This is a genomic window from Staphylococcus sp. FSL H8-0121 (genome assembly GCF_038008425.1).
GTDB lineage: Bacteria > Bacillota > Bacilli > Staphylococcales > Staphylococcaceae > Staphylococcus > Staphylococcus pasteuri.
In genome coordinates, this window is sequence record NZ_JBBOZB010000002.1 from 763085 (window position 1) to 786828 (window position 23744).

Here is a 23744-nt window from a genome sequence, read left to right on the forward strand (position 1 = left end):
ATTTGAATTATTGACAATTATTCGTTACAGTTTAATTGAGAATTATTTTCAATTAAAAGGAGTGGATATGATGGAAACAGTTTATTTAGCTGGCGGTTGTTTATATGGTGTGGAAGCTTATATTAGAACACTTCCTGGTGTTATCGATACAACAAGTGGTAGAGCGAATGGAATTACCGATACTTTAGACGGCGAGTATGATGGTTATGTTGAAGCTGTTAAGACAGAATTCGATCCTAAACAAGTATCTGTAACTGACTTAATGGGATATCTTTTTGAAATTATTGATCCATATAGTCTTCATCAACAAGGCCAAGACATTGGTTTGAAATATAGAACAGGCTTATATAGCGAAGATCCAAAACATTTAAAAGAAGCACAAGCGTTTATTGATGCCATTGAAGACCATCATCTTATAGCGACCGAAGTCTTACCGCTAACGAATTACGTTAAAAGTGCTGATATGCATCAAAACAGACTAGAACGCTACCCAGACGACTACTGTCACCTACCAAAATCATTGGTATATAAATATAAAAAATAGTGGTTGATTAGATTGGGTGAGTTCAAAAATCGTGGTTGAGGAGTTTAGAAAATCTTAATTAGATATTAAAAATGGTTGGCTATGCAGAGTCGCAAAACCAACCATTTTGTTTGAGTTTATTGTATTTTCCATCATTTTTGAAAAGAAAGAAGAGAAAACATATTTATCTCACACTTATGTTTGTAGATTTAATAACTGTTCTTATTGTTAGTGCTTTAACTGATATGCCTTACAGTATTGAAAAATATTTCGGCATATTATTTACAATATTACTTACGCTTTATTGCTTAGTACCTAGTGACAAAAAAGATAATAATAATCATTGAAATCTAGGGGTTCATCAAATTTCAGTATCTTATAATTTCTAAATAAAAAAGAGGGAGCTGTGCTTTCACACAAACTTCCCTCTAAAGTAAACTCTGTATTTTAATCTAATCGATGGTAAATTTTCTTAAACAATACAATGAAATGGTCAAAATAAATATACTTGCGACTAATAAAATAGTCTCAGTAGCATCACTATGTTCTACAATAATGATTCTCACAATTGCAGTGATACCAATATAAATAAAGTATTGTAATGAAAAATGATAATTATGTTTGAAATATTGAATAATCAATAAGATAAACTCAATATACATAAATGACACTAATAAATCTTCGATAACTTGACTATATTTCAAATCTTTATCTTGTAAAAATAGATTGTTAAAGAAACCAAAACATTCGGTAAATAAAAATATAACTAAAGTTATAGCTATGATAGCGATACAAATATTAACTGCTAATAACAATAAATTTGAAAATCGCTCACTTATCTTATCTGGTGTGAATTTTTTCATCTGTTCTCCTTAATGTTGTTAATTCTGTTTATAAATAAATACAAATTTTATAATTCATTATATACAATATTCATTGTTTTTAACAATCGAAATGATCTTCTATAATTTGATTTAATTGCTGTTTAATCTTAGAGAACTCACAATTTAGGTCTAACGATTTAACGCTAATTTGATTTCCACTCATTTGAAATTCATTACTAGGTGATTTTTTCTCATCAGTTTTAGCATACAGAAGCATGCCTGACACATTTACGCTTACTTTCTTCTCTTGTAAATTAATATCCTGGTTTTTTACATAAGTGAATATCTGATAAAGATTTGCTGAATGGATTTTATAGGTATCATAATAATTTTGTAATGATTTAGTATAATACTTAGCATCAATGATTAAGCAATTTTTATGATCAGATATCATAATGTCACTTTTCATTGTAGGTAACATTGCTGTTTTATTGTCATCCAAATTCCACGGAATATGTGCAGCAGTTATAGTTAATTGAGGGAAGCTCTTTTTAAAATATTCGAATAAAAATTTCTCATATAGACGTGACATGCGCTGTTCATCTATAAAGTCCATCATCTGTTTGTTTCCATCATTATTCGATTGTAAATATCCATCAACAATCAAGCTACATATAGAAATTAACATTTTATATGTCTTATTATTACGTGTAAAACGCATATTCCAATTTATACTACCCAATTCTAATCGATCGACATCATCAAAATGTACTAATAAATCTTTTAATTTCTTTTTTCTGTCTTTAGATATATCTTCTTTTAGTAAAAGTAACATAGTTGATTTAATTATTTGATTTAAATAATTATTTATTGAATATTCATCGTAAGAACAACTGAGTTTTTTATTCATGACATCAAGATTTCTAATAGATTTTGAAATATCAATTTTCCCTTTAACCATTGTTAATGATACTTGTTTATCAACGTATTCATAATGTAAACCACGTTTAATTCGGTCCGATACACCCTTAATTAAAATAGCTGTATATAATTCGGTAGCGTTATCAAAATCCTCCAACATAACTTTTCTATAGCCATTTTCATTTAAAACAGTAAAAGCATAAGATAGCATATAATAAATATTTCTAATTTCTATCATTTTATTGAATCCCTTAATTTTTCTGACCATAAATCTACTTTAGATGGTTCATCAAACCAATATTCATTAATTAGTGGTATGATTTCAAATTCTACAATATTCGATAATATAAGTTCAGTGACATAACTTAAATTACTAAAGTAACTATGGCCAATAATAAATCCTGCACCAAGAGAATCATCGTTCACAATATCAATATTTAGATTTTGAACACATTGTATTAAAGAATCAAATTGGTCACTGGATAGACTATCTTGATATAATTTAAATCCTGCGTTATCAAATGCTTCAGTCATATCAAAGAATGCAAAACGTCTGCGTAGTGCATAATCAAGTATAGCTAAACTTCGATCCGCAGTATTCATCATTCCAATAATATAAAGATTCGGTGGAACTGAAAAATTCTCGTCTGCATATAATAATTCTAGCTCAGAACCTCGTTTATCATTTTCAATTAGCATAAATAATTCGCCGAATATTTTACTTAAATTGCCTCTATTAATTTCATCAATAATGAAGAAATAGTCATTCTCACTATCTTCCTCAGCTTGTTTACAAAAATTGTAGAATGTTCCATTACGCAATTCAAATCCATTTTCAGTCGGTCTGAATCCCATAATAAAATCTTCATATGAATAACTTTGATGGAATTGTATCATTTTAACTCTATTTTTATCTTTTACTCCCATCATAGAGTATGCTAAACGTTTAGCTGCAAATGTTTTACCCACACCTGGAGGTCCTTGAAGTATAACGTTTTTCTTCATTTCCATTAATTGAACTAATTTATAATACTCTTCTTTATCCATATAAACTTCACTCAAGAAATCAGTAGCTTCATAAATGGGATAACTTTCTTTCATTGGTTCAATTTCATCGATGATATCTTGTTTAACTAACATATTTAATTTTTTTATCAAGTCGTTATAGGATGTGATATTTTCTAATATTTTATTAGTTGTTTCAATATCGACCTTCCACTCACCTTTAGTTTGCCAATCAATATAACGTATATTTAAAAATTGTGCTTTGGTTGAATATTTAACATCCGACTTGACAGTTCCTCGTCCAAGTATTATATTCTGTTCGTTTTTAACATATATAATATCATTTTCTTTCATTTCATTACTGAATTGATAAATTGTATTTATAGCATTGGTATAATTCCTATCATCGCCATAAATATTTTGAAGTTTTTTATTTATATCTTCTCTACTCGGATACTTACTTAAATCTTCCAATTCATCAAATCCTATTGATACATAACCATTGTCATAAAACGATTGCCAATCCATTTGTTTTGAATCTATAGATAACATCCAGTAACTAGTTGATACAACATCTTTATCCGCATCAGATGTTTCTACCACTCCACTACTAGTTCTTCTCTTTAATTCGTTTATTTCTTCTGAATATCTCCAAACTTCAAAACTTAAATCAACTATTTGATTTAACTCTGTTTTAGGACTAGATAAATATTGTTTTATAGTATCAACGAATTTTAAATAATCATTACCGGTTAGATAATGAGATACGTTTGGCAACTCATTGATTAGTTCTTCGGGCATTTTCCCCGACTTAAAAATATACCAAACAGTTCGTTTATCAAGGTTCAAATAATTTTCTGGAGAAATCCAAAATAATGCACTTGTTAACTTACTATTTCCAATTCCTCTTTTAATAATGATAAGGTCGAAGTAATGAATAAATTGATTTTTATTATATTCACTTTTCTCATTTGAATACGCTAATGCAGCTTCGAATAAATCCCATAATTCATCTATATCTTTATCATTACGTATACCTATAAAATCATAAAAAGTTGCATTCATATTATTAACAGTTGGCACACTCTCAAATTCAAAAGGTATCTCAGCTTTAATTCCTACAACCTCTGCAAGTCCCTTAGCAATTTTTATTTTATTAGAAGTCTTTAAAGAGCTTTTATTTAATAATGCAAGGACAGTAAATGGATCAATGTCTATTAACTGATTATCTTTTTCTAATGTAGGTAATTTAATATTAGCTAATTCATAAACATCTTTAACATTTTGTATTAATTGCTCTCTATTATTACGATAACTTAATAACTTGTTAGCAAGTTCTTTATAAAAGTCAATCCACGTTTTATCAATAGATTGAACAGATGCCTCATTATTTTCGTCTATTTTATTTTCATACGTCACAAGACACACCCCTATATATAATCATTTTGTTCAATATATATTTTACATGCATTAATTATATATTATAAAACTTAATTGTAGTAAGTCTGTTTCTTATGAATTGAATAGAACTTTTTATTGAATTAGGTATTTTTTATCCATTTTTAACATTCAATTCTTTATATATAATTTCATAAAATGGTTTGAGGTGGATTCTATTTAAGTCTCCTATAACATAAAACTCTTTTTTAGCTCTTGTGACAGCCACATTAAGTAAATTAGGTTTTTCACATGACCAATTAACAGCTCCATCTTGAGTATTGTCTGTACCGACAATAAAATACACTTTCTGTGCTTCTTTACCTTGGAATGTATGAACAGTTCCTATTGATTTATCTACCCAATCATTAATTTTACTTTTTTCTATATTTAAATTTTTAGGTAGTTCTTTTTTAGCTAACGCTTTTACTCGTTGTTGAACAGCTGAAAATGGTGATATCACAAATGAACTTGGTTCATTCTTATTGTTGCTTTGCGCCTCTTTCCAGTCATTAACTAGTAATTCAACAACCTTATTACCATGCTCTTTTACATATTGTTTATTAATAGATTTCCCAGTAACATGATGCCATCCTGCTTTACCTGGCTTTTTCATATATTCAGGTAGTACCATTTTGTTATTATAGGCAATCTGGTTTGCAATTGTGAACATTGGATTTAAACAACGTCTATGTACCCATAGCGGAATACCAATCCACGTTTTTTGTTGCTCTTCAGAAGGATCATCTTTCCAAAATCCATATTGATTAGCATAATCAGCTACGGACTGAACTGAAGCTTCTTTAGATAATAAACGTTCTGGAATGTTATAACTTTTTCTAATGTTATCAATCAGGTGGCTTTCTAATGTTACAACTGGTTCTATTTGGATGGGGTCTCCAACAGCAACAACATTTTTAGAACGATATAATGCCCCTACAGCTGATTGCGGAACCGCTTGACCTGCCTCATCTATGAACAAATAATCAATGAAATCTTTTGGAATTCCTTGATACATAGACTTAAAACTTGCGAATGTTGTGCTAACAATTGGAAATATTAAATGCATTACATTCCAAGCGTTATATACTACTTCAGGCTTTGCATCTATTAATTTACGTCGATTTTTAAAGTTGTTTAAAGATGCAAATATAGTTTTAGAATTAGCAATTAACAATAATTTATGTAGTATCATTGCTCTAAGGAAAAGCATAGCGCGTCTATACTGTAATTCATCACTAGTCCATAAGTTAGACATCTGTCGTTTAGCATAATTTTCTTCTCCATCATTCCAAAAATCTCTTGATGGCATCGTAATACTATTCTGGGAGCAGAACTCATTATATCTTTGAACTGATTCATTATAATCTTTTTGTTGTTTATAAACTTTTAATAATTGATTATTTAATAATTCTTTTTCTTTAGACTTGTTAACAACATCATTTTCTTTGGTTTGTTTATCTTTTTCTAATTTATATTTTTGATCTAAAATTTCTTTCTTTTCTTCAATATATTTTTGAGATTGTTCATCCGTTTCAGAACTAAATATTGATTTTAATTTACTCATGAAACCATTTTGTCTAGTTACTTTCAAATATTCATCAATAATATCTTTCTGTTTATTTTTATCATTTATTTGTTTATTTAACTGATTAATATCATCTTTATACTTATCTAATTTTGTTTCTATCTCATCTAATTTATCACTTAATCTTTGTTTTTCCTCTTTTAAATGTTTTTCATTAGCTAAAGATTTTTCATATTTCTTGTATACCTCATATGCTTCAATAGATCTCTCTTTTAAATTTTGAACATTCTCTAATTCATCTAAAAATGCTTTCTTTTGAGCTTTCCATTCATTCTTGATATCTTCATTACTCAATTTTTTATTTTCATTTTGAAGTAATTTAGCTAGTCCTACATTATCTTGATCATTTTTTAACAAGTGGTTCAATACTTCATTGATGTTTTTACTTTTTCCAAATACACCTGAAAATAATCCCCACGCACTTTCACTAATCAAATCATGAGCTATACTAGCAAAATCACGTAGTTCTTCTGTTAATTTTGCATAATCTGTTTCATACTCCGGAAATGCACATTCATTTGGGTTTCTAATTATTTCATCAATTTTAGGTAAGTCTTTAGAAATATTTTCAACAGCTCCGTTATTACTTGAAGCAACAACCATTTTAAATCGAGCAATCGAATCTTTAAGTAAATATAATGGTTTCTCATCGGTTTCATGTATTTTAGTTGGTTTAAATGCTTGTTTAGGGTGGCTTAATTGAGCTAATTCTTTACCACGTTCAACCACAAAATGCGCAAAAATATCTTTTAGTAATGTTGTCTTTCCAGTTCCAGGCGGACCATTAACTGAATTAATTTGTTCATTGCAACTTGTTATTTGATTAACTGCAACTTGTTGCATGAGTGAAAGCCTATGTTCAGTTTGAGAAGGCCAACGTCCATCAGGTAGATTTGATGGATGTAGTAATTTCTCAATTTCTTCTTTATTTTCATCAATTTCTATCCTTTGTTGATTATCTATGCCTTCTATATATTTAGTTAATGTTTGATTAGGGGACTTTCTAGCCATTTCTATGTCTGTAATAAAGAAACTGTTAAATTCTGGCTTAGGTAATTCATTCTTTCCTACAAATTCAATTGCTACATAATGAGGAAATAAACCTTTGCTATCACTAGGTAAAACTGAAAAATACTTATCGTATACCTTATCTATTTGATTAAGTTTTTGTTCATTAATAGGTTCATCGGCTAAAATTTCATTTAACTTCTGTTTAAATTTTTCTGCTGAATCCTCAAATTTTTCTTCAATATCAGCATTTTTATCTTTTTCAATTTCCTTTAAAGCGCTCATAATCATTGGAATATGTATACTATCCAACATAACATAGCCTTTCTCATCAGTATTAAATGTATAGCCATAACAATGTGTTGAGTTAGGATTAAAAATTTCAGAATGACTATTAAAAATATCTTGAATCTTTAAATTAATTTCGTTATAACGAAAACAATTTCTATAGAACTTAAAGATTCGATTCCCTTCTTTTCTCTTTTCATCTGATATTACAAAACGCTCTTCATTCCAAATATCAAAGTACTCATTAAAAGCTTGTAATTGAGTTTGTTTATTTCCATTTTTAAAATGTTCTTCAGATAATGTATCTTCTGTCTTATAATCTACCTCTCCAGGACTTAAAGATTCGATTAATAGCCATGCAGATAATGTATCATTAACTAATTGTCCCATCATATCCCACCTTAAATAATCATTATATACTTAGCATTATTTTAACAAATAAATAAAATATATTAATGTTTTTTCAAAAAATAGTTGTGTGTTCTACTCTAAAAATGTATAACCAACTCAAAAATTCACATTTATAATCGTTTTAATTTAAAAAAATCTCTTTGTATATAAAAGTTCAAGACCAATATATTACAAAGAGAGTATTTCCAATTCTACAATTCATTATATTTAGAATTATTATCTTTACTTTTTTCTAATGGGTACTTTTCAGCATTTTTCACTAGTTTCTTGCGAATAATATCATTAATATCAAAATCTAAGTTATCCGCTAACATATAACTATAAATTAAAACATCAGCTAGTTCTTCTGCTAATCTTTCTAGCTTATTTTCTACTACTTCTTCAGATGACTTCCACTGGAATAATTCGAGTAATTCAGCAGCCTCTAAGCTAATAGATAATGATAAATCTTTTTCATTATGGAATTGTCTCCAATTACGAGCATCTCTAAATTGGTTGATTTCTTTTAATATTTCTTTAGTTTCATCCATTATTTTCACCCTTTGCGGCTTTTTTAAGTGCTTCCCTTAATTGATCATCTACTGCATAAATATATAATCCATTAACACCACGAGTTAATAAGACATTTAATTCATTTTTTAAAAGCATATCTGAGAAGTACTGTTTTGACCCATCTTCTAAAGTTCTTCTTCGAGTTGCCTTTTTATTAGCACTACTGCTTTCATCAAAGATGATTTTACCATCTCGATATTTAACAGAAGGTCCTATCACAACCCCGGCATAGTTTAAATCTAATCCTTGAATAGTATATGTAGATCCTATTTCATCAATTGTTTGTTCTCGTTCAACCCATGGTAATTTAGATTGGTTTCTTTTAGTTTTTAATTGATAATTCCATGGCATAGACCAGTTTCCAATTTTAACGCGCCAAAAATCCTCATCTTCAGGAGGCTTGTCCTTATACTTCCAGTCGAATGTAGCAAGCATTCTTGAAATACCACTATTTGTGTGTTGTGCTTTATTTCTAATAGCATTTTCCAAATCAACTGGCGTATCAAAAATTTTAATTTCATACCCTTTTTTATCTTTAGGTATAGTGTTAATTGTTTGATTATCTACTAAATTTCTAATCCATTTAACTGTGGAATCATCACTATTAATACGCATTTGATTTTTTAAAGTTACAAGATTATTTTTACTTTTTGTAACATCAAAATATTCGTTTAGTTTGTCTGCTTCCCAAATTTGTTCAGTCGTTAATACTTGTTTCAAGTCAAAAACGATTACTACAACTTTAGCTCTTGCTAATAAATCATCTAGATGATTTTTACCTTGATAACTTTGTTTACCTTGAGTTAAAAGTAAATGTGCCTCGTCTACAATAACAACATCTACCTTTTCATCTGGTGAATGCGTATTAATAAAACTCGTTGGCTTACCAACTATTTTATTGTTTTTGTTAGATATACCTAATTTAGATGCTATTTGCTTATATATTGAAACATGCTCATTTTGATTTACTAGAAGATGGATATCTAGATTTTTATCTAAATCCAAATGATATTTTCCTAATTCATATAGTAGTGTACTCATTAAAACAGTTTTTCCAGATCCCGCTTCACCTTCAACAATGATCAATTGTCCATCTTCGTCTAAAAGTATTGATTCTTTAATTTTAGTTAAGATTTCTTCTTTCGCATTAATTTGTTCTTGAGTTAATTTATGGAAAGGAGACGCTTTGAATATAGCTGAATCCTTAATAATACTTTCGATAGGAAATAGAGATTTATTTTCTTTATTTAAAGATTTCCAAATCTCGGAGAAAATTTCGTCTAGCATGTCAGACGTATAATACTCATTCTGTTGATTTGTTCTACTATTATGAACCCTAGTAATATTATCAACGCTTAATAAATACTGCATTAATCTATTTTCAATATCGAGTGTTAACGATTTATTAAATAACTCATGACCAATCACATACATTGATGATTGATTTGATTCAGAAAATTCTTCCCAAAAAGTTTTTACCTTTGTATCAGCATTAAGATGTTGTCTGGTTCTATTTCTAATATCTGCCGTTTCTCCCACATAGACTTCAAAATTGTTTTCACGCTTTTTATCATTAATTATGTATACAGTTGGATACCTTAATAAATATCTTCCATCTGCTGAAGAATTCCATTTTTGTACTGAACTATCCAAATTCTCCAATGAATATTTAATATTTTCTATTTTTAACAAGTTTCCCATCATATCACCTATTGAATTATCATCTATTAATCTCTATTTTATCAATTTTGTGATACTTTTATATAGTTTTTTGATATTTATTACCTTTAATGTTTTAAACTATTATTTACTAAACTTTGACCTTATTTCAAACTCCATTATTTTCCTCCCAAAAATTCATCCATTTAACCACAAAAAGCAGGTGACTTATATCATTAGCCACCTGCTTTGTTATTACTATTCTTTTTTTAGCTCATTCTTACTCAGATTCGTTTAACACAATAACTTTGCCGAAGCTATTTGTGCTTTCTAAATAGTCGTGTGCTTTATTGACTTCATCGAGTTTGAATATTTTTTCTGGTTTAACAATAATATTATTGGTTTCTATATAATCAAAGAGTTCTTTTATCTTTACTTCATCAACATTTTCTGAAACAAAGCTTGTTAGGTAACTATTTTTCTTAATATCAAAGATAGGATCAAATTCTTCTAAGTACCACTTACCTCCAAGTATTCCTGTATCACAAAGGATTCCGCCCTCTTTAAGATGTTTAAAACTATCTTTAATGGTAACTGTACCAACCAATTCTAACACTTTATCATATTCAGAACTTGTATCTAGTTCATTTTCTTTATCTTCGATTACTTCATCAAATCCTACTTCTATAAGCAATGACTTCTTACTCATATCCCGTGTGCTACCACTTACTGTAACATCTTTATATTTAGCTTTAATTAGATTAAGAAAAGCTACGCCTACACCACTAGTTGCACCTCTTACTAGCACTTTATCATTATGTTCAATTTTTAAATTTTTCATTGAACCGAATGCCGTATAGTATGTTTCAGGAATAGTAGCTAGCTTCTCCCAAGATAAATTAGTATCTATAGGATAAATTTGTTCATTAGGTAATAGTGCATATTGCGCATAACTACCATCAAAGTCACGTCCCATTTCCCCCATTATAGAAACGACTGTTTGATTTTTAGGTAGTCTCTTAGGATCTGTTGATTCTTCAATCACCCCTACACATTCAATTCCTAATATTCTCGGGAATTGTACAGAAGGTGAAAAGCCTTGTCTCGTGAAAATTTCTGAACGATTAATACCAAATCCCTTTATTTTCACTAGAGACCAGCCTTCTTTGACGACAGGTGTTTCAACATCTTGATATTTTAATTGTTCTGAATCACCAGGATTATATATGACAACTGCTTTCATGTGCTTTCTCCTCCTTTATTTTTGTTGGAAGAACTTCATTTCTTTTTTCCCATTCTATACTAAATTGATACCTTTGTTTAAAGATTAGTCTCTTATGTACTGAATTTCATAAGTTGCAGTTTGATTTAACTTTCACTTTAAATAACTAAAACATTTTAAACCACTACCTTTTTCAAAAACAAAAACATAGCGTTGCTACTTAATATAAATTATACAAATAATAAAAAGCATAAATTAATTCAATAATATAGTAGATATAATTATTAAAGTTTGGTAATCTTAAGTTCACTAACCACTGTTTTAAATATTAATATGCCAATTTATATAATTGAAACAATACACAGGTATTTTCAAATAAGAAAAAGAGGAAAATTAAATATGAAAAAAATCATTCAAATATTAACGATTATTGCACTCATTTTGATGATAGGAATAGCAGCAATATTCGGCTATAGTAGCGTTAAAAATTTAACTGCAAGCAACAATCAAAAAGCTACAGAAACAGCTAAAAAAGAGAGTGAAGATAAAGATTCAAAATCAAATGGTACTAATACAGATAATAATAGCCAACAAAATTATTCCAACAATACGAATCAAAGTAATACACAAAATAGCTCACAAAATAATTCAACCGAACAAGCACAGAAGACAAATGAAGAAGATCCTAATAATCTTCTTCGATTTGATAAAGATGGGGACGGACTCATCGAAGAAAGTGAATTAACACCTGAAGCTCGTAAATTAGCAGAGGAAGGGAAATTCCAGCCTGTTTCCGATAGAATGGCCCAAGAATGGACTAAAGATAAAAATAATGAAGATAATTCAAACAGCTCTAATCCTAAAACGATTAATGGTAGACCTGCTGGAGATGCTGGTAATGAAGTGAATATGTCAGCTAAAAACGCAAATGTTGATAGTGAAAATACTGAAGATGAAGATGACAGTGAAAATTAATTAAAACGGAGAATATAAAGAATGAAAAATGTAATTATTGCTTTATCAATATTGTTTGTATTAGTCGCATTAGGTTCAGGAATATTGTTTGGTTACAGTCAACTTAAGAACAGCGTGTTAGCTTCAAGTGAGAATAAACAAACACAAGATAGTAAAAACAATGATAGCAAAGATAGCAACAATAATACTATCAATTCGCAAAATAACCAAGAATCAAAACAACAAAATAGCAGTAATTCTGAAACTAATAATCAAAATACTGAAACTGTTCAAAATACAAGTCAACAACCAGTAACAAAAGAAACATTTCCTTCTACAAATAAATCAACATCTCCTAAAACATCATCGCAGTCTTCTCAAGATACTTTTGATAACGATGCTGAATATGCAAAGCAAAAAATAATGTATGAAAAAGCAGCTAGAGGAGAGATTCCAGAACCAGGTGCTACTGTTTCTGAAGATAACCCTTAATTAATGTGAGATAATCCTGATAGTAAATTAACCTATTGAATCCTCTTGGATATCATACAAAAATAAGCCCCGCACCACTTTCATTCAGTGAGTACGAGGCTTGTTTTTATATCATTTATTTTCAATATACCTATTTATATCTGAAACAAGTCTAATAGTTTCGTTAAGAATTGATCTTTGGTTAGTTGTTGATTATGTTTTACAAAGTAATAGAAGTCTGATGAAAATGAATTAAGCATTAAATTAAGTCTGAAATCTAAGTCGTCTGTGTACATGTCTTCTTCGAATTGTTCACTTAATAAATTTTTAAGTCGCTCAAAAAATGGAATATTAATAATCGAATTAAAGTGCTCGCTGGATTTTTCTATGAAATTTAATGTTGTGAAGTTAGCTTCTTTTAAATCTAAATACTTTGATAAGATTGTATAGATTTTATCTCGCACGGACCAATGTTCATTTTTCGATAAAATGTCTTCAATTTCTATAAACATTTGATCGACCTTTTTATCCATAATGGCCTGACATAACAATGATTTACTTTCAAAATGACGATATAATGTACCAACGCCAACACCTGATAGTTTAGCGAGATCTGACATTTTTTTAGTGCTTATATCTTCTCCCTGTTCAAGTAAGTCTTCCATTGTTGTTAGGATCATCTGTTGGTTATATTCGGCATCGCTTCGTTTTTTTCGCTGATTTCTTTCCATAATAACCCTTCTTTTAAAGTTATTTTTAACTTTCTAATCTATCAATTTTAACATCCAAATTAAATTCTTCTTTTAAAAATTGTCTATAATTCTCAGATGTTACGTCATATTTTTCTTTCTTTTGTTGTTTAGTTAAAGTTAAATTATCTTGTGACATTGTAGCACGTCCGTATGACTTAGGCATTGTGACTAATAAACGTTTCACAAAGGTAGAATTAGGATTCGTTTGGTTATATTCAATATTGTAATCAAAGTCATGAATATGGCGAGGTGTTAATTCCGCTTCATATTGTGTATCCCAGTCATCATCTTTCCATTTTTGTATATAAAATAAGTTATCGTTGACGTAAATCGCACGAAAATCTCCGTTAATATCATGAATAATTGTACTATTTTCTTCTTGAGTAATTGGCATTACACTTAATGGCAAATCACCAAATCCCACATCTGAAACATAATCAACGCCATCAATAGGTACTATTAAAGACATATGAGAACCTTTTAAACTTCTGCCACCACCAGGGGTATGAATCGTTGCAGAAACCATATTTACAGTAAATCCTTTATGTTCTAAATACGCTTTAAAGAAATTATTCATCTCATAACAAAAGCCACCACGTTGATGATTAACTACTTTGTTATAAATATCTTCTACTTCTACAGAAATCTTTACTCCATTTTGAACGTCTATATTTTCAAACGGAACAGTTAACATATATTGTTTTAAATAATAATTGAGTGCATCTAAACTAGGCGTATTATATTTTGTATTATCAATATTTAAATATTGTTCTAAACCTTCAAAATTCATTTAAATTACCTCTTTCATTTCTATATGTTCATTTTATTAGATACATAATATCATACCCTCGAATCATTAAATTGACAAACGGAACGCATTCCGTATAAAATAAGTGATAGTAGGTTCCACTTAAAAGCGGGGTGTCAAAATTTGGGAAATGAATATGGTTTTAATATAGATTTGAAGCAACGGAACCGTGTGATAGCTGTCGTAATGATAGGTGCTTTTGTTGGTGTGCTAAATCAAACGTTGATGACGACAATACTTCCAGAAATAATGAAAGATTTTGCGATATCAAGTAGTACAGCACAATGGCTCACAACAATTTTTATGCTTGTCAATGGGATTATGATTCCTATCACAGCTTTTTTAATTGAACGTTTTACATTACGTTCTTTATTTTTTAGTGCAACGTGTTTTTTAATTATTGGTTCATTTATATGTATGTTGGGAATTAATTTTCCAATGTTATTAGTAGGACGTAGTATCCAAGCTTTAGGTGCTGGTATGCTGATGCCACTTACACAGACATTACTTTTCATCATGTTCCCACCTGAAAAACGTGGAATGGCCATGGGAATGTTTGGTCTTGTGATAGGTTTTGCACCCGCAATTGGGCCTACTGCAGCTGGTTGGTTCGTCAATATATTCGATTGGCGTTACCTGTTCCTAGTTGTCTTGTTGATAGGTATTGTTGATTTTATATTCGGATATCTATCATTAGAGAATATAACAGAACTAAGTAAGCCAACTTTAGATAAACTATCAGTTATTATGTCGACGATCGGCTTTGGTGGCTTATTATATGGCTTTAGTACAGCCGGAAACTTAGGTTGGTCACATCCTATGGTTTATATCACTATTATTGTTGCGATAATAGTACTAACCGCATTTATTTTCCGACAATTAAAACTAGAATCACCATTATTAGAGTTTAGAGTGTTTAAATATAATGACTTTTCAATCGCGATGGTCTTAATTGTACTCATGTTCATGTTATTTATAGGGAATCTAACCATTTTACCGATTTATATGCAAACGATGATGAAATGGTCACCATTAGAATCAGGACTTATTTTATTGCCTGGCGGGTTGATTATGGGATTGTTATCACCTGTAACTGGTAATTTATATGATAAAATTGGCGGCCGTATATTGAGTATCATTGGGATGTTAACCATTATGATTGGCGCATTATTCATGGCTCAATTTAGTGAAAATACAACACCATTATATGTGATTATTTCATTTTCAATTGTCATGTTAGGTAATGCTATGATTATGACGCCTATGACAACTCAAGCTTTGAATGCTTTACCACGTCAATATATTGCTCATGGTACTGCAATGAATAATACGATTAGACAAGTTTCATCTGCAATAGGTACTGGCATTTTAGTCACATTGATGACTGGACTAGGTAAAACATCATCATTGATTGGTATTCAAGGCCTTATTCATGGTCTAGATATTACATTCTATGTAGTCGCATTGATTGCCTTAATAGGTACTATCATTGCATTTTTTGTTAAAAAACAAGGAAATTAATATTATATTGGGGGATTTTTAAATGTTATTAAGACATGTTATTAACGCATATGTAGGTAGTGAAATTTTTAAAAGCAGTCTACCAAAAGTAAAAAACAGTGATGAAATGGCTCAACAATTCGAACAAGGATTTGGTCTATCACGTAGATCAATGAGATTAGCTGGCGCTTTCGAAATGATTGGATCACTTCTTTTATTTACTTCTATTTTCGGTAAATTAGGTAAGAAATTAGTAGCTGTTGGTACGATTATGATTAACATTGTTATGGGTACAGCAATTTATAACCACTACAAAGCTGGTCATGGCCATAAAGGCGCTCAAGCTGCTTCTAAGTTTTTCTTCTTAAATGTATTAAGTTTACTAGAAGTGTTAAGCTTAACTCGTAATAAATAAGTTATTGGCAAAAATTGGATTATGAACAACAATTTTTAATGGAGGGGAAAGTATGACTGAAACAAAAGCGATTGATACACACGCACATTTATGGAATGAAGATTATTTAGACAAACTTGGTAAATTAGGCAGTCAAGGTACTGAGGTTGCTAAAGGTATTAATCAATCTGCCTCTAAAGAAGATTTAGACAAACGTTTCAAAATGATGGACGATGCAGGCGTAGACTTACAAATTATTTCTGCAACGCCACAATCTCCACAATGGGGTACTAAAGAAGAAGCTCATCAAAGTGCTCAAGAAATCAACGACTTATATGAAGGGTTAGTTCAACAATATCCAGATCGTTTCTTAGCATATGGTGCCGTCTCTCTTCCTTATGTCGATCAAGCTATTGAAGAGGCACAAGCACTACTTAAAAAGGACGAATTTGTGGGCATTGCTATTCCAACTATCGTGAAAGATAAGGTTTCTGTAGCTGACAAACAATTTGAACCTTTCTTTGCAGCAATGAATGAGTTAAATGCTACGATTTATATTCATCCAACAGGTTGCGGTGCTCAAAGTCCGTTAGTCAATGACTATCAATTAGAATGGGTTATTGGCGCACCATTAGAGTCTACATTCATTACCTTACAATTGATTAAAAATGAAATTCCACAGAAATATCCAAATATTAAATTCCATATTTCACATTTAGGTGGCGCATTACCATTCTTCATGACTCGTATTAAAGATAATTATGAAGACTGGAATGCCTTTAATATTGATCCTTATGAAGTGTTAAATCGTCAATTTTGGTACGATACAGCTAACTTCCATGAACCTTCATTGATTAGCTCTATTGAAACATTTGGTAAAGATAAATTTATGATGGGGTCAGACTTCCCTTACTTCCAAGATGAGAAATATACTCGCGGCGTAGACTATATTAAAAATAGTGATATCGACCCTGATACTATTGATGGTATTTTAAGAGGTAATGCCATTGAATTTTATCAAATAGATAATCATTCTTAAGGCATTGCTTGAAGATTTAATCGTAACTATAAGCGTCAATTTTTAATCAATAAAATGATAAAGAAAATCCCTTTTGATTGGTCGTCCATAATTTTATGAGACTACTTTCAAAAGGGATTTTTATTTTACTTTAGTGCTTGATTGGGGGATGATGAATGTAACTTTTTATGGAGAATTTTGTTTGCTTTGAAAATGGAATTTTTTTATTTACTGCTGAAAAAATTTGTTACCTCGTCAATTATCAGGTGATTAATATCTTTGTTCCATGGATATGATTTAGTGAGTATATATGAACCTAACTTTTCTACAGAAAATGGTGTCTCAATTACTTTAAGTAGTCCCGATTCAATCTCTTTTTTTACAGTACGATAAGGTAAAAATGAAAAACCTATATTATCTAATAACAACGATTTGATAACACCTATACTCCATAATTCAGTTATTTTTATAATATCTAGTTGCTGACTTTGTATGATTTGTTCAAACATATTTCGATATACAGACCCTTTTTCATTAATTACAAAATGATTGTATTGTCGGTGCTGTAACAATTCATCAAAGTGATCTGGTGCTTCTTGATGTGCCACGACAACAATGTCTTCCTCACAAATTAAAGTAGAATTCAATTTATGATGATTTACACCATCATTCAATACAAAGGCAATATCTACTTCGTCCTCAAGTAACTTCTCTTGATTCATACTGCAACTATTATTTTGAAGATTAATATCTATATTGGGATAATCGTGAATCATGTTTTTAATGACTTCACTCAATCCTGTAATCATTAATGATTCTGGTGCAGCTATTCTGACTTTTCGAACGGTGTTATTATGTGATGATATTTGTTTGATTTGTTGTTCTGCATCATAAATTTGATTAATCATCGGTAAGATTTCTTTAAGAAACGGTGTAGGACGTAGTTGTTTATGCCGATAATCAAATAGCTTTTGATTCAAGGTTTTCTCTAGAAGTTGTACTTGCTGAGTCACATTTGATTGTGTGTAATTAAGCCTGCGGGCAGTCTTGGTATAACTACCTGTTTCGATTAATGTTTTAATTATTTTTACTTGTCGCAATTCCATCGTCAATTCACCCTTATATATTAGTAGAATTAATTTCAATATTATTATCATTAATTTCACTTATATTAATATCCTTACTATAATAACATAGAAAGGTAGGCGAACAGCGTGTTATCGTTTTTAATCTATGTCTTTGTTACTTCTATTACACCAGGTCCAAGTAATTTATTTATGATGAATGCTACAAGAATATATGGTTTACGTGGTGGTAAGTCTTTCATAACAGGTATTCTTACAGGATTTGCCTTTTTAGGGTTAGCTTCTTATATTGTCATCCTTTTATTTAGTAAATGGATTGTTTATATTGAAACACCTCTTAAATATTTAGGATTTGCTTACTTGATTTATCTATCCTTTAAAATATTAACTTCAACTAAAAGTAAAGCACCTTCTAAAGCCTATCAAAGCTTTAAAAGCGGTTTTGTACTTCAAGTCCTTAATATGAAATCACTATTATTTTTTATCACTTTAATGGGCGCATTTATTATCCCTTCAGTTACTGGTTCAATGTGGATTCTAATTTATTTGATTATTAGCGTCTTGATTGGTTGGGCTTGTCTTTTAGTTTGGGCATTTGCGGGTAGTATGCTTAATGAATGGCTAAATCAACATCAAACTGCCTTTAATATTGTTATGTCTTTATTACTTTTATATTCAGCTATTTCTATATTTATTTAGAAAAAAATGATAGCTTTGGTTAATTAAATACATCTCTTCAACAATTTGAACAATCTATTCATAAATATATAAATTTTGATAATAACATAAGATGTAAAGCAAAATTAAAAGGCTTATATCCTTAAAATTACAGGAAATAAACCTTTGAAATCGAATATTAAGTTATTAAGTACAACTTTGGGGATACAGTAAATCATATCGCTAACTAGAGGATCTTATTTATCATTACACAATCTCAAATCGCTTTATTTACTTGACTAAGTCCCTTCTTCTTTATGTCTTAGCGTAACCACTTTTACTATTAGTATTACCGTAGCTGTCATTGCTAATAGTATATAAGATATTCCCCCTAAATCTTTTAATAGTCTGCTTCCATTTACATAATTCACGCCGCCTTCATCCATGAATATCTTGGTACTACGATCAATGACAAGTAGTAATCCATACATAAACGTTATGGACGTCACTATGCACTACATGACGATTTGAAGGACAAACACTGGCTCATCAATAGTTTTCTTTCTCTTGTAAAAAGGTAAAAATACCAAAGCATAAGGAAGTAAAAGTAGTATAAAAACTAAGCCAAATGACAATAATATATACCAAAAAAATGGACCAGAAAATAAATAATATATTGCTATTTGTGATACTCCAATGGTTATAAGTACCACAAATACAAACACTAATACTTTTTGTAGCTTACCATTTAACTTATTATCCATTTTATAGTATCTATCTAATTGCTTTGACTTTTTTAAAATTAAGTGACTTGTGCCAAAAACAATTAAACAAAACAAACCTATTATTAAGAAAAATAATATAAAGAAGATAACGAAGACACCCACCTTATTTTTTAGCCAACATCAGTCTTACTGTGACTAACTATATTTTAAGGTCCTTGTTTAACAGTATTGCGCTTATCTAAAGTGGTATATGTAATGCAAGCTTGTATATATAAAGCTAACCATAATTCATCAGGGTATTTACCATCATTGTTATTCACATTAATTTGGTTTTGTTCCCCACGCTTTTTCGTCTTTTTACTCTTTTTATAATCTAGCCCTGTTCGTTCAGCGGATAAAATAACATTGTTATGTTCATCTTTAATGACAGTAGAATGGAATCGATCAGGATTTTCAAAATGATATCTTTCCTTGTCTTTATTGACAAAACTATACGGAAATAGACGTTTGAAGCCGCCTTCTTTAAACATTTTATCTTTTTTAAATGTGCCTATTTCATTACCATCTAACAGTACTCTATACAAAGCATAATTAGTTATCCCCTCAATACGTTCAATAATCACTGAATGATCATCAGATCTGACTTGTGTCCCATGCAATGGTTTTATACCAAACATACTTCTCATCTTTTGACTATTATCTTTGTAATATGGAATATGACATAAATTCTTTTTACCATAAATAGGGATATATTGATTATCTAAAATCATACCTGGTGATTGATAAAAATATTTTCCGTCACCATATCCACTATGATCAATCGTTTTCAATTTATCTTCGCTATAAGTCTTTTGAGATTTCTTTCTAATTAAATTAATAATTAAAAAAACTAAACCTAAAACAATGATTAATCCAATTAATGATGATCCGTTCATACTATGCTCCTTAAATTTTGACTTTAAAAATAATCACTTAAATTATACGTCTATTTAAATAATATTATAAACACAAAAATATAGAAACTTTAATATTTATTTAATTTTAATCAATATTAAAAGATTGTGAGGATCACTAATATAATTATTGTAAGCATGAAGTTTTAGAATTTGCGTAAAAAAATAGATTAAACAACTAAGTGTTGATTAATCTTTTTATTTTGAGGCATTGGTTATCGTTTTGTTTCACCTCGAAGTTTATTAAATTTTAGTTCACAAAAAAAGTAGATACTGTGCGCAAAACACATAGTACCTACTTTTATTTTTTAAATTATGCGTTATATTTTCCAATCATGACTTTTTCGATATATTTGCCATTATAATTAAAGCTAATTTGTTGTCCATTCACATTATAGATAAGACCGTTGTGTGTTTTATCTTCTTTTAATTTATATCCAGCATATGCTTTTTTAACATCAGATACTTTTAATGATTTATTAGTAACGGAGAATGAAGCAGAAACTGGTTTTTTATTAATGTATTCGAACTGTTGATCATATTTCTTTTTATATGTTAGTGAACTACCACTTTTAAATGTTTGTGCTTTTGCGTCTACTTTAATATTGTTCATTGTTACATTATTATGTTTCAATGCATTAATAAACGTCTTTTCAGTCACAAATTTTGCGTTGTAACCTGCATTCCCATTGTAAGTGTAATGAGGTGTAGTTGCTGCATGTGTTACTGGAGTTGCTACACCAGCAACACTAACCGTTGCACCTGTTAAAACAATACCTGCTGAAAGAATCAATTTACCCATTTTATTCATAATTTTTCCACATCCCTATTGAAATTAGTTATTGCTCTTTTATATTACGAAATTATTACAAATATTACAATAAGTTTTCACAATATTTTTTATATTTATTTTTTGTTGTTTCATCACTTTACATATTTTTGTTAAGAACAAAAAATTAAGCTTTTTTAGTTGGTGGAAAGGCGTGAATAATGAGCCTTAGAATATGATTAAATATTCAGAGAGTAACATTGAAGGTTTTATTTATAAGATGAAAAAATCAAGCTAAGATACATCTACACTAATATACCTTAACTTGATTTGTATAACAGAATTTAATCTTCATAATTCTCAAGCAATGTATTTAATGTTTCTATGACGCCGTCTCTATCGTTATTAATAGAAATTAAATTAGCCTTATCTTTTAGTTCTGGGTAGGCATTATCCATTGCGACTTTGTATCGTGCATTTTCAAATAAAGGAATATCGTTTAGACCATCCCCAAATACAATTGTTTCATCACTGCTAATATTTAATAGATGTTGTAAAAAGCGAATGGTTTTCCCTTTATCAACATCTTGATGTGTGATGTCTATCCAATGCTTTTCTGAAGCAACTATATATAAATCATCTTGATATTTTTCTAAACCTTTAACATGTTCAAAACACTGTCCTTGAGTATCGAAAATAGTAATTTTCAAAATATCTTTATCAATTGTATTTAAATCCTTTAAAAATGTTACTTTCTCATATGAACCTAAAACCGCTTCTCGTTCTTTCTGAGAAATGCTTTCTTCTACATAAGCCATACCTTCTGTACAAACAATAATAACTAGTTGATCATCAATATGTTTAATCGTTTTAATTAACTCTAGGCCAAGTTGATTACTAAAGGTCTGAGCATATATATTCATGTCATTGATTTTAATTCGAGAAGCACTATCCCCGATAATAAATAAATCCTTAGTTAAGTCTCCAACTATCGCATCCACACGCTCATTTTGTTTGCCGGTACAAAAAGCGAAACGAATCCCTTTATCTTTCAGTTGAAGTGATAAGTTTTGAAACTTTTTACGATTGAAACTACCTTCCGAATTCAAAAACGTCCCATCCATATCTGTAACTACTAGTTTAAACATGGCTATCCCTCTTTTTTTTATTAAAAATAATATACTAGGTTCAGTTTTATAAATGATATAATTTCTAAACTAAAGGCTGAATTGAAAAATCACTATAAGTATAAGTAACTGATTTGTGTTCACTTTGCTAAAAAAGTAACATTAAGAATTGTGGATAAAATAGAGCATCTGTCATTTTGCTGTGATGGATGCTTTAATTTGTGACTAACAATGTGACTACTAACTTGAAACATATGTATTATTTGAAACGAAACTATTACATGCCTATCTATATATCTATAAAGATTATTTTAATGTAAACAGTGTGTTTTCAAATATTTTAATTAAAGCTTTTTCATTCCAAATTGATTTTTTCATTGCATCTATATAATTTTCTCGATCTAATAAATCAGTACGCCATTCATATCCTTTTAGCTTAGCTATTTCTCTAACTATTAACCTTATTGTTCTTCCGTTACCTTCACGAAAAGGATGTATCATATTCAACTCTATTTTATAATAAGCAAGTTTCTCTGCTGCAACCTTTATATCGGACCACTCATCTTCTAATTTAAATTCTTCGATGAGTTTATTTAAATTTGTATTAATATACTGTGGTTCACAAAACCGCGTATTTTCTTTCATAAGGCTTACATCTCTAATCTCACCAGCAAAACTGTATATTCTTTCGAATAGTTTTTTATGTAATAACTTGATTGAACTTACAGATAATGGAAACAAAAAGTCGTATCCCTCTTCTTGCATTAAACCTTCAACAATATAAAAAGCAACTTTCTCAAGTTGCTCTAATTCATCTATTGTTTGGGCACCTAGCAAGTTCGAATTTATAAGATATTCGTCCTGAAAAGTTGCTTTATATTTCATTTATTTAAAAGCGATTTTACGAATCACTTCATTCGTAATTTCCTTTTTATTATTAATAACATCAAGAATTTGTTTTTGTTGTTCCTTAGTTACATCCATGCCTTCAAGTGAAAGATTTTTAGCGATTTGTTTGTTAACTTTTGAATCAATTGTAATCATATTATCGCCTCCTGATGGTAATATTATACCATAGTCTCTTTTAACTTAT

At 29.6% G+C, this 23744-nt stretch carries 23 protein-coding genes and 1 pseudogene; 8 read left to right on the forward strand and 16 right to left on the reverse strand.

Annotation, left to right across the window (positions count from 1 at the left end; all coding sequences use genetic code 11):
• Positions 1 to 70 precede the first annotated feature (70 nt).
• Positions 71 to 544, forward strand: a complete 474-nt coding sequence (locus tag LFT63_RS09055; protein ID WP_029056674.1) for a peptide-methionine (S)-S-oxide reductase — start codon at positions 71 to 73, stop codon at positions 542 to 544.
• A 431-nt stretch (positions 545 to 975) separates the two neighbouring features.
• On the opposite strand, the gene LFT63_RS09060 is transcribed toward LFT63_RS09055, so the two are convergent.
• The 7 genes from LFT63_RS09060 to LFT63_RS09090 form a co-directional block, all read right to left on the reverse strand.
• The gene (locus LFT63_RS09060) at positions 976 to 1386 is read right to left on the reverse strand and encodes a phosphate-starvation-inducible protein PsiE (protein WP_029056672.1); all 411 of its coding nucleotides are present in this window, start codon (positions 1384 to 1386) and stop codon (positions 976 to 978) included.
• Positions 1387 to 1465: 79 nt separating this feature from the next.
• Positions 1466 to 2506 (reverse strand): 5-methylcytosine-specific restriction endonuclease system specificity protein McrC, encoded by a 1041-nt coding sequence (gene mcrC, locus LFT63_RS09065; protein WP_029056671.1) that lies wholly within the window; start codon positions 2504 to 2506, stop codon positions 1466 to 1468.
• Positions 2503 to 4692 carry an AAA family ATPase gene (locus LFT63_RS09070; RefSeq protein ID WP_340768830.1) on the reverse strand — a complete coding sequence of 730 codons (2190 nt, stop codon included), beginning with the start codon at positions 4690 to 4692 and terminating at the stop codon, positions 2503 to 2505. The genes mcrC and LFT63_RS09070 overlap by 4 nt, the downstream gene beginning before the upstream one ends.
• Before the next feature lie 133 nt (positions 4693 to 4825).
• Positions 4826 to 7984 (reverse strand): DEAD/DEAH box helicase, encoded by a 3159-nt coding sequence (locus tag LFT63_RS09075; RefSeq protein ID WP_232159882.1) that lies wholly within the window; start codon positions 7982 to 7984, stop codon positions 4826 to 4828.
• A gap of 212 nt (positions 7985 to 8196) precedes the next feature.
• Positions 8197 to 8535, reverse strand: a complete 339-nt coding sequence (locus LFT63_RS09080; RefSeq protein WP_029056669.1) for a nucleotide pyrophosphohydrolase — start codon at positions 8533 to 8535, stop codon at positions 8197 to 8199.
• Positions 8528 to 10258 carry a DUF2075 domain-containing protein gene (locus tag LFT63_RS09085; protein WP_029056668.1) on the reverse strand — a complete coding sequence of 577 codons (1731 nt, stop codon included), beginning with the start codon at positions 10256 to 10258 and terminating at the stop codon, positions 8528 to 8530. Before LFT63_RS09085 ends, LFT63_RS09080 begins: the two co-directional genes overlap by 8 nt.
• A gap of 238 nt (positions 10259 to 10496) precedes the next feature.
• Positions 10497 to 11459, reverse strand: coding sequence for a zinc-binding dehydrogenase (locus LFT63_RS09090; RefSeq protein ID WP_029056667.1), 963 nt, complete (start codon positions 11457 to 11459; stop codon positions 10497 to 10499).
• Positions 11460 to 11837: 378 nt separating this feature from the next.
• Between LFT63_RS09090 and LFT63_RS09095 the strand changes: the two genes are divergently transcribed.
• On the forward strand, positions 11838 to 12413 hold the full coding sequence (locus tag LFT63_RS09095) for a hypothetical protein (protein WP_051522847.1): 576 nt from the start codon (positions 11838 to 11840) through the stop codon (positions 12411 to 12413).
• A gap of 21 nt (positions 12414 to 12434) precedes the next feature.
• Positions 12435 to 12884, forward strand: coding sequence for a hypothetical protein (locus LFT63_RS09100; protein WP_283940236.1), 450 nt, complete (start codon positions 12435 to 12437; stop codon positions 12882 to 12884).
• Between the two features lie 134 nt (positions 12885 to 13018).
• Here LFT63_RS09100 and LFT63_RS09105 read toward each other — a convergent pair whose 3' ends face one another.
• Both LFT63_RS09105 and LFT63_RS09110 read right to left on the reverse strand, forming a co-directional pair.
• The gene (locus tag LFT63_RS09105) at positions 13019 to 13594 is read right to left on the reverse strand and encodes a TetR/AcrR family transcriptional regulator (RefSeq protein ID WP_029056665.1); all 576 of its coding nucleotides are present in this window, start codon (positions 13592 to 13594) and stop codon (positions 13019 to 13021) included.
• 25 nt (positions 13595 to 13619) lie between these two features.
• Positions 13620 to 14405, reverse strand: coding sequence for an arylamine N-acetyltransferase (locus LFT63_RS09110; RefSeq protein ID WP_029056664.1), 786 nt, complete (start codon positions 14403 to 14405; stop codon positions 13620 to 13622).
• A gap of 141 nt (positions 14406 to 14546) precedes the next feature.
• Here LFT63_RS09110 and LFT63_RS09115 point away from each other — a divergent pair, with 141 nt between their 5' ends.
• Genes LFT63_RS09115 through LFT63_RS09125 form a run of 3 tightly spaced genes read left to right on the forward strand, consistent with a single transcriptional unit; the run spans position 14547 to position 17356 of the window.
• Positions 14547 to 15944, forward strand: a complete 1398-nt coding sequence (locus tag LFT63_RS09115) for an MDR family MFS transporter (RefSeq protein ID WP_029056663.1) — start codon at positions 14547 to 14549, stop codon at positions 15942 to 15944.
• Positions 15945 to 15966: 22 nt separating this feature from the next.
• Positions 15967 to 16338, forward strand: coding sequence for a DoxX family protein (locus LFT63_RS09120; RefSeq protein WP_029056662.1), 372 nt, complete (start codon positions 15967 to 15969; stop codon positions 16336 to 16338).
• A gap of 52 nt (positions 16339 to 16390) precedes the next feature.
• The gene (locus LFT63_RS09125; RefSeq protein WP_029056661.1) at positions 16391 to 17356 is read left to right on the forward strand and encodes an amidohydrolase family protein; all 966 of its coding nucleotides are present in this window, start codon (positions 16391 to 16393) and stop codon (positions 17354 to 17356) included.
• 203 nt (positions 17357 to 17559) lie between these two features.
• On the opposite strand, the gene LFT63_RS09130 is transcribed toward LFT63_RS09125, so the two are convergent.
• Entirely contained in the window at positions 17560 to 18441 is an 882-nt protein-coding gene (locus tag LFT63_RS09130) for a LysR family transcriptional regulator (RefSeq protein WP_029056660.1), read from the reverse strand.
• 108 nt (positions 18442 to 18549) lie between these two features.
• Here LFT63_RS09130 and LFT63_RS09135 point away from each other — a divergent pair, with 108 nt between their 5' ends.
• Both LFT63_RS09135 and LFT63_RS12650 read left to right on the forward strand, forming a co-directional pair.
• Positions 18550 to 19119 carry a LysE family translocator gene (locus LFT63_RS09135; protein WP_029056659.1) on the forward strand — a complete coding sequence of 190 codons (570 nt, stop codon included), beginning with the start codon at positions 18550 to 18552 and terminating at the stop codon, positions 19117 to 19119.
• 44 nt (positions 19120 to 19163) lie between these two features.
• Positions 19164 to 19244, forward strand: a pseudogene (locus LFT63_RS12650) (hypothetical protein); the annotation flags it as partial.
• A 132-nt stretch (positions 19245 to 19376) separates the two neighbouring features.
• Here LFT63_RS12650 and LFT63_RS09140 read toward each other — a convergent pair.
• The 6 genes from LFT63_RS09140 to LFT63_RS09165 form a co-directional block, all read right to left on the reverse strand.
• On the reverse strand, positions 19377 to 19586 hold the full coding sequence (locus LFT63_RS09140) for a hypothetical protein (protein ID WP_141768797.1): 210 nt from the start codon (positions 19584 to 19586) through the stop codon (positions 19377 to 19379).
• A gap of 422 nt (positions 19587 to 20008) precedes the next feature.
• Complete coding sequence (locus LFT63_RS09145; RefSeq protein ID WP_340768846.1) at positions 20009 to 20737, reverse strand: hypothetical protein; 729 nt, start codon at positions 20735 to 20737, stop codon at positions 20009 to 20011.
• Positions 20738 to 21068: 331 nt separating this feature from the next.
• Positions 21069 to 21566 (reverse strand): immunodominant staphylococcal antigen IsaB family protein, encoded by a 498-nt coding sequence (isaB, locus tag LFT63_RS09150; RefSeq protein WP_051522846.1) that lies wholly within the window; start codon positions 21564 to 21566, stop codon positions 21069 to 21071.
• A gap of 302 nt (positions 21567 to 21868) precedes the next feature.
• Entirely contained in the window at positions 21869 to 22672 is an 804-nt protein-coding gene (locus LFT63_RS09155) for a Cof-type HAD-IIB family hydrolase (protein ID WP_029056655.1), read from the reverse strand.
• Positions 22673 to 22957: 285 nt separating this feature from the next.
• On the reverse strand, positions 22958 to 23536 hold the full coding sequence (locus LFT63_RS09160) for a Fic/DOC family protein (RefSeq protein ID WP_051522845.1): 579 nt from the start codon (positions 23534 to 23536) through the stop codon (positions 22958 to 22960).
• On the reverse strand, positions 23537 to 23695 hold the full coding sequence (locus LFT63_RS09165; RefSeq protein WP_017638051.1) for a hypothetical protein: 159 nt from the start codon (positions 23693 to 23695) through the stop codon (positions 23537 to 23539). It abuts the gene before it with no gap.
• Positions 23696 to 23744 lie beyond the last annotated feature (49 nt).

Bases quoted from the DNA above. Each gene is read 5' to 3' on its own strand.
- LFT63_RS09090 (WP_029056667.1), bottom strand. From the start codon at position 11,459: ATGAAAGCAGTTGTCATATATAATCCTGGTGATTCAGAACAATTAAAA.
- LFT63_RS09085 (WP_029056668.1), bottom strand. From the start codon at position 10,258: ATGGGAAACTTGTTAAAAATAGAAAATATTAAATATTCATTGGAGAAT.
- LFT63_RS09160 (WP_051522845.1), bottom strand. From the start codon at position 23,536: ATGAAATATAAAGCAACTTTTCAGGACGAATATCTTATAAATTCGAAC.
- isaB (WP_051522846.1), bottom strand. From the start codon at position 21,566: ATGAATAAAATGGGTAAATTGATTCTTTCAGCAGGTATTGTTTTAACA.
- LFT63_RS09055 (WP_029056674.1), top strand. From the start codon at position 71: ATGGAAACAGTTTATTTAGCTGGCGGTTGTTTATATGGTGTGGAAGCT.
- LFT63_RS09165 (WP_017638051.1), bottom strand. From the start codon at position 23,695: ATGATTACAATTGATTCAAAAGTTAACAAACAAATCGCTAAAAATCTT.
- LFT63_RS09105 (WP_029056665.1), bottom strand. From the start codon at position 13,594: ATGGAAAGAAATCAGCGAAAAAAACGAAGCGATGCCGAATATAACCAA.
- LFT63_RS09080 (WP_029056669.1), bottom strand. From the start codon at position 8,535: ATGGATGAAACTAAAGAAATATTAAAAGAAATCAACCAATTTAGAGAT.
- LFT63_RS09075 (WP_232159882.1), bottom strand. From the start codon at position 7,984: ATGGGACAATTAGTTAATGATACATTATCTGCATGGCTATTAATCGAA.
- LFT63_RS09110 (WP_029056664.1), bottom strand. From the start codon at position 14,405: ATGAATTTTGAAGGTTTAGAACAATATTTAAATATTGATAATACAAAA.
- mcrC (WP_029056671.1), bottom strand. From the start codon at position 2,506: ATGATAGAAATTAGAAATATTTATTATATGCTATCTTATGCTTTTACT.
- LFT63_RS09120 (WP_029056662.1), top strand. From the start codon at position 15,967: ATGTTATTAAGACATGTTATTAACGCATATGTAGGTAGTGAAATTTTT.
- LFT63_RS09100 (WP_283940236.1), top strand. From the start codon at position 12,435: ATGAAAAATGTAATTATTGCTTTATCAATATTGTTTGTATTAGTCGCA.
- LFT63_RS09060 (WP_029056672.1), bottom strand. From the start codon at position 1,386: ATGAAAAAATTCACACCAGATAAGATAAGTGAGCGATTTTCAAATTTA.
- LFT63_RS09095 (WP_051522847.1), top strand. From the start codon at position 11,838: ATGAAAAAAATCATTCAAATATTAACGATTATTGCACTCATTTTGATG.
- LFT63_RS09130 (WP_029056660.1), bottom strand. From the start codon at position 18,441: ATGGAATTGCGACAAGTAAAAATAATTAAAACATTAATCGAAACAGGT.
- LFT63_RS09145 (WP_340768846.1), bottom strand. From the start codon at position 20,737: ATGAACGGATCATCATTAATTGGATTAATCATTGTTTTAGGTTTAGTT.
- LFT63_RS09125 (WP_029056661.1), top strand. From the start codon at position 16,391: ATGACTGAAACAAAAGCGATTGATACACACGCACATTTATGGAATGAA.
- LFT63_RS09155 (WP_029056655.1), bottom strand. From the start codon at position 22,672: ATGTTTAAACTAGTAGTTACAGATATGGATGGGACGTTTTTGAATTCG.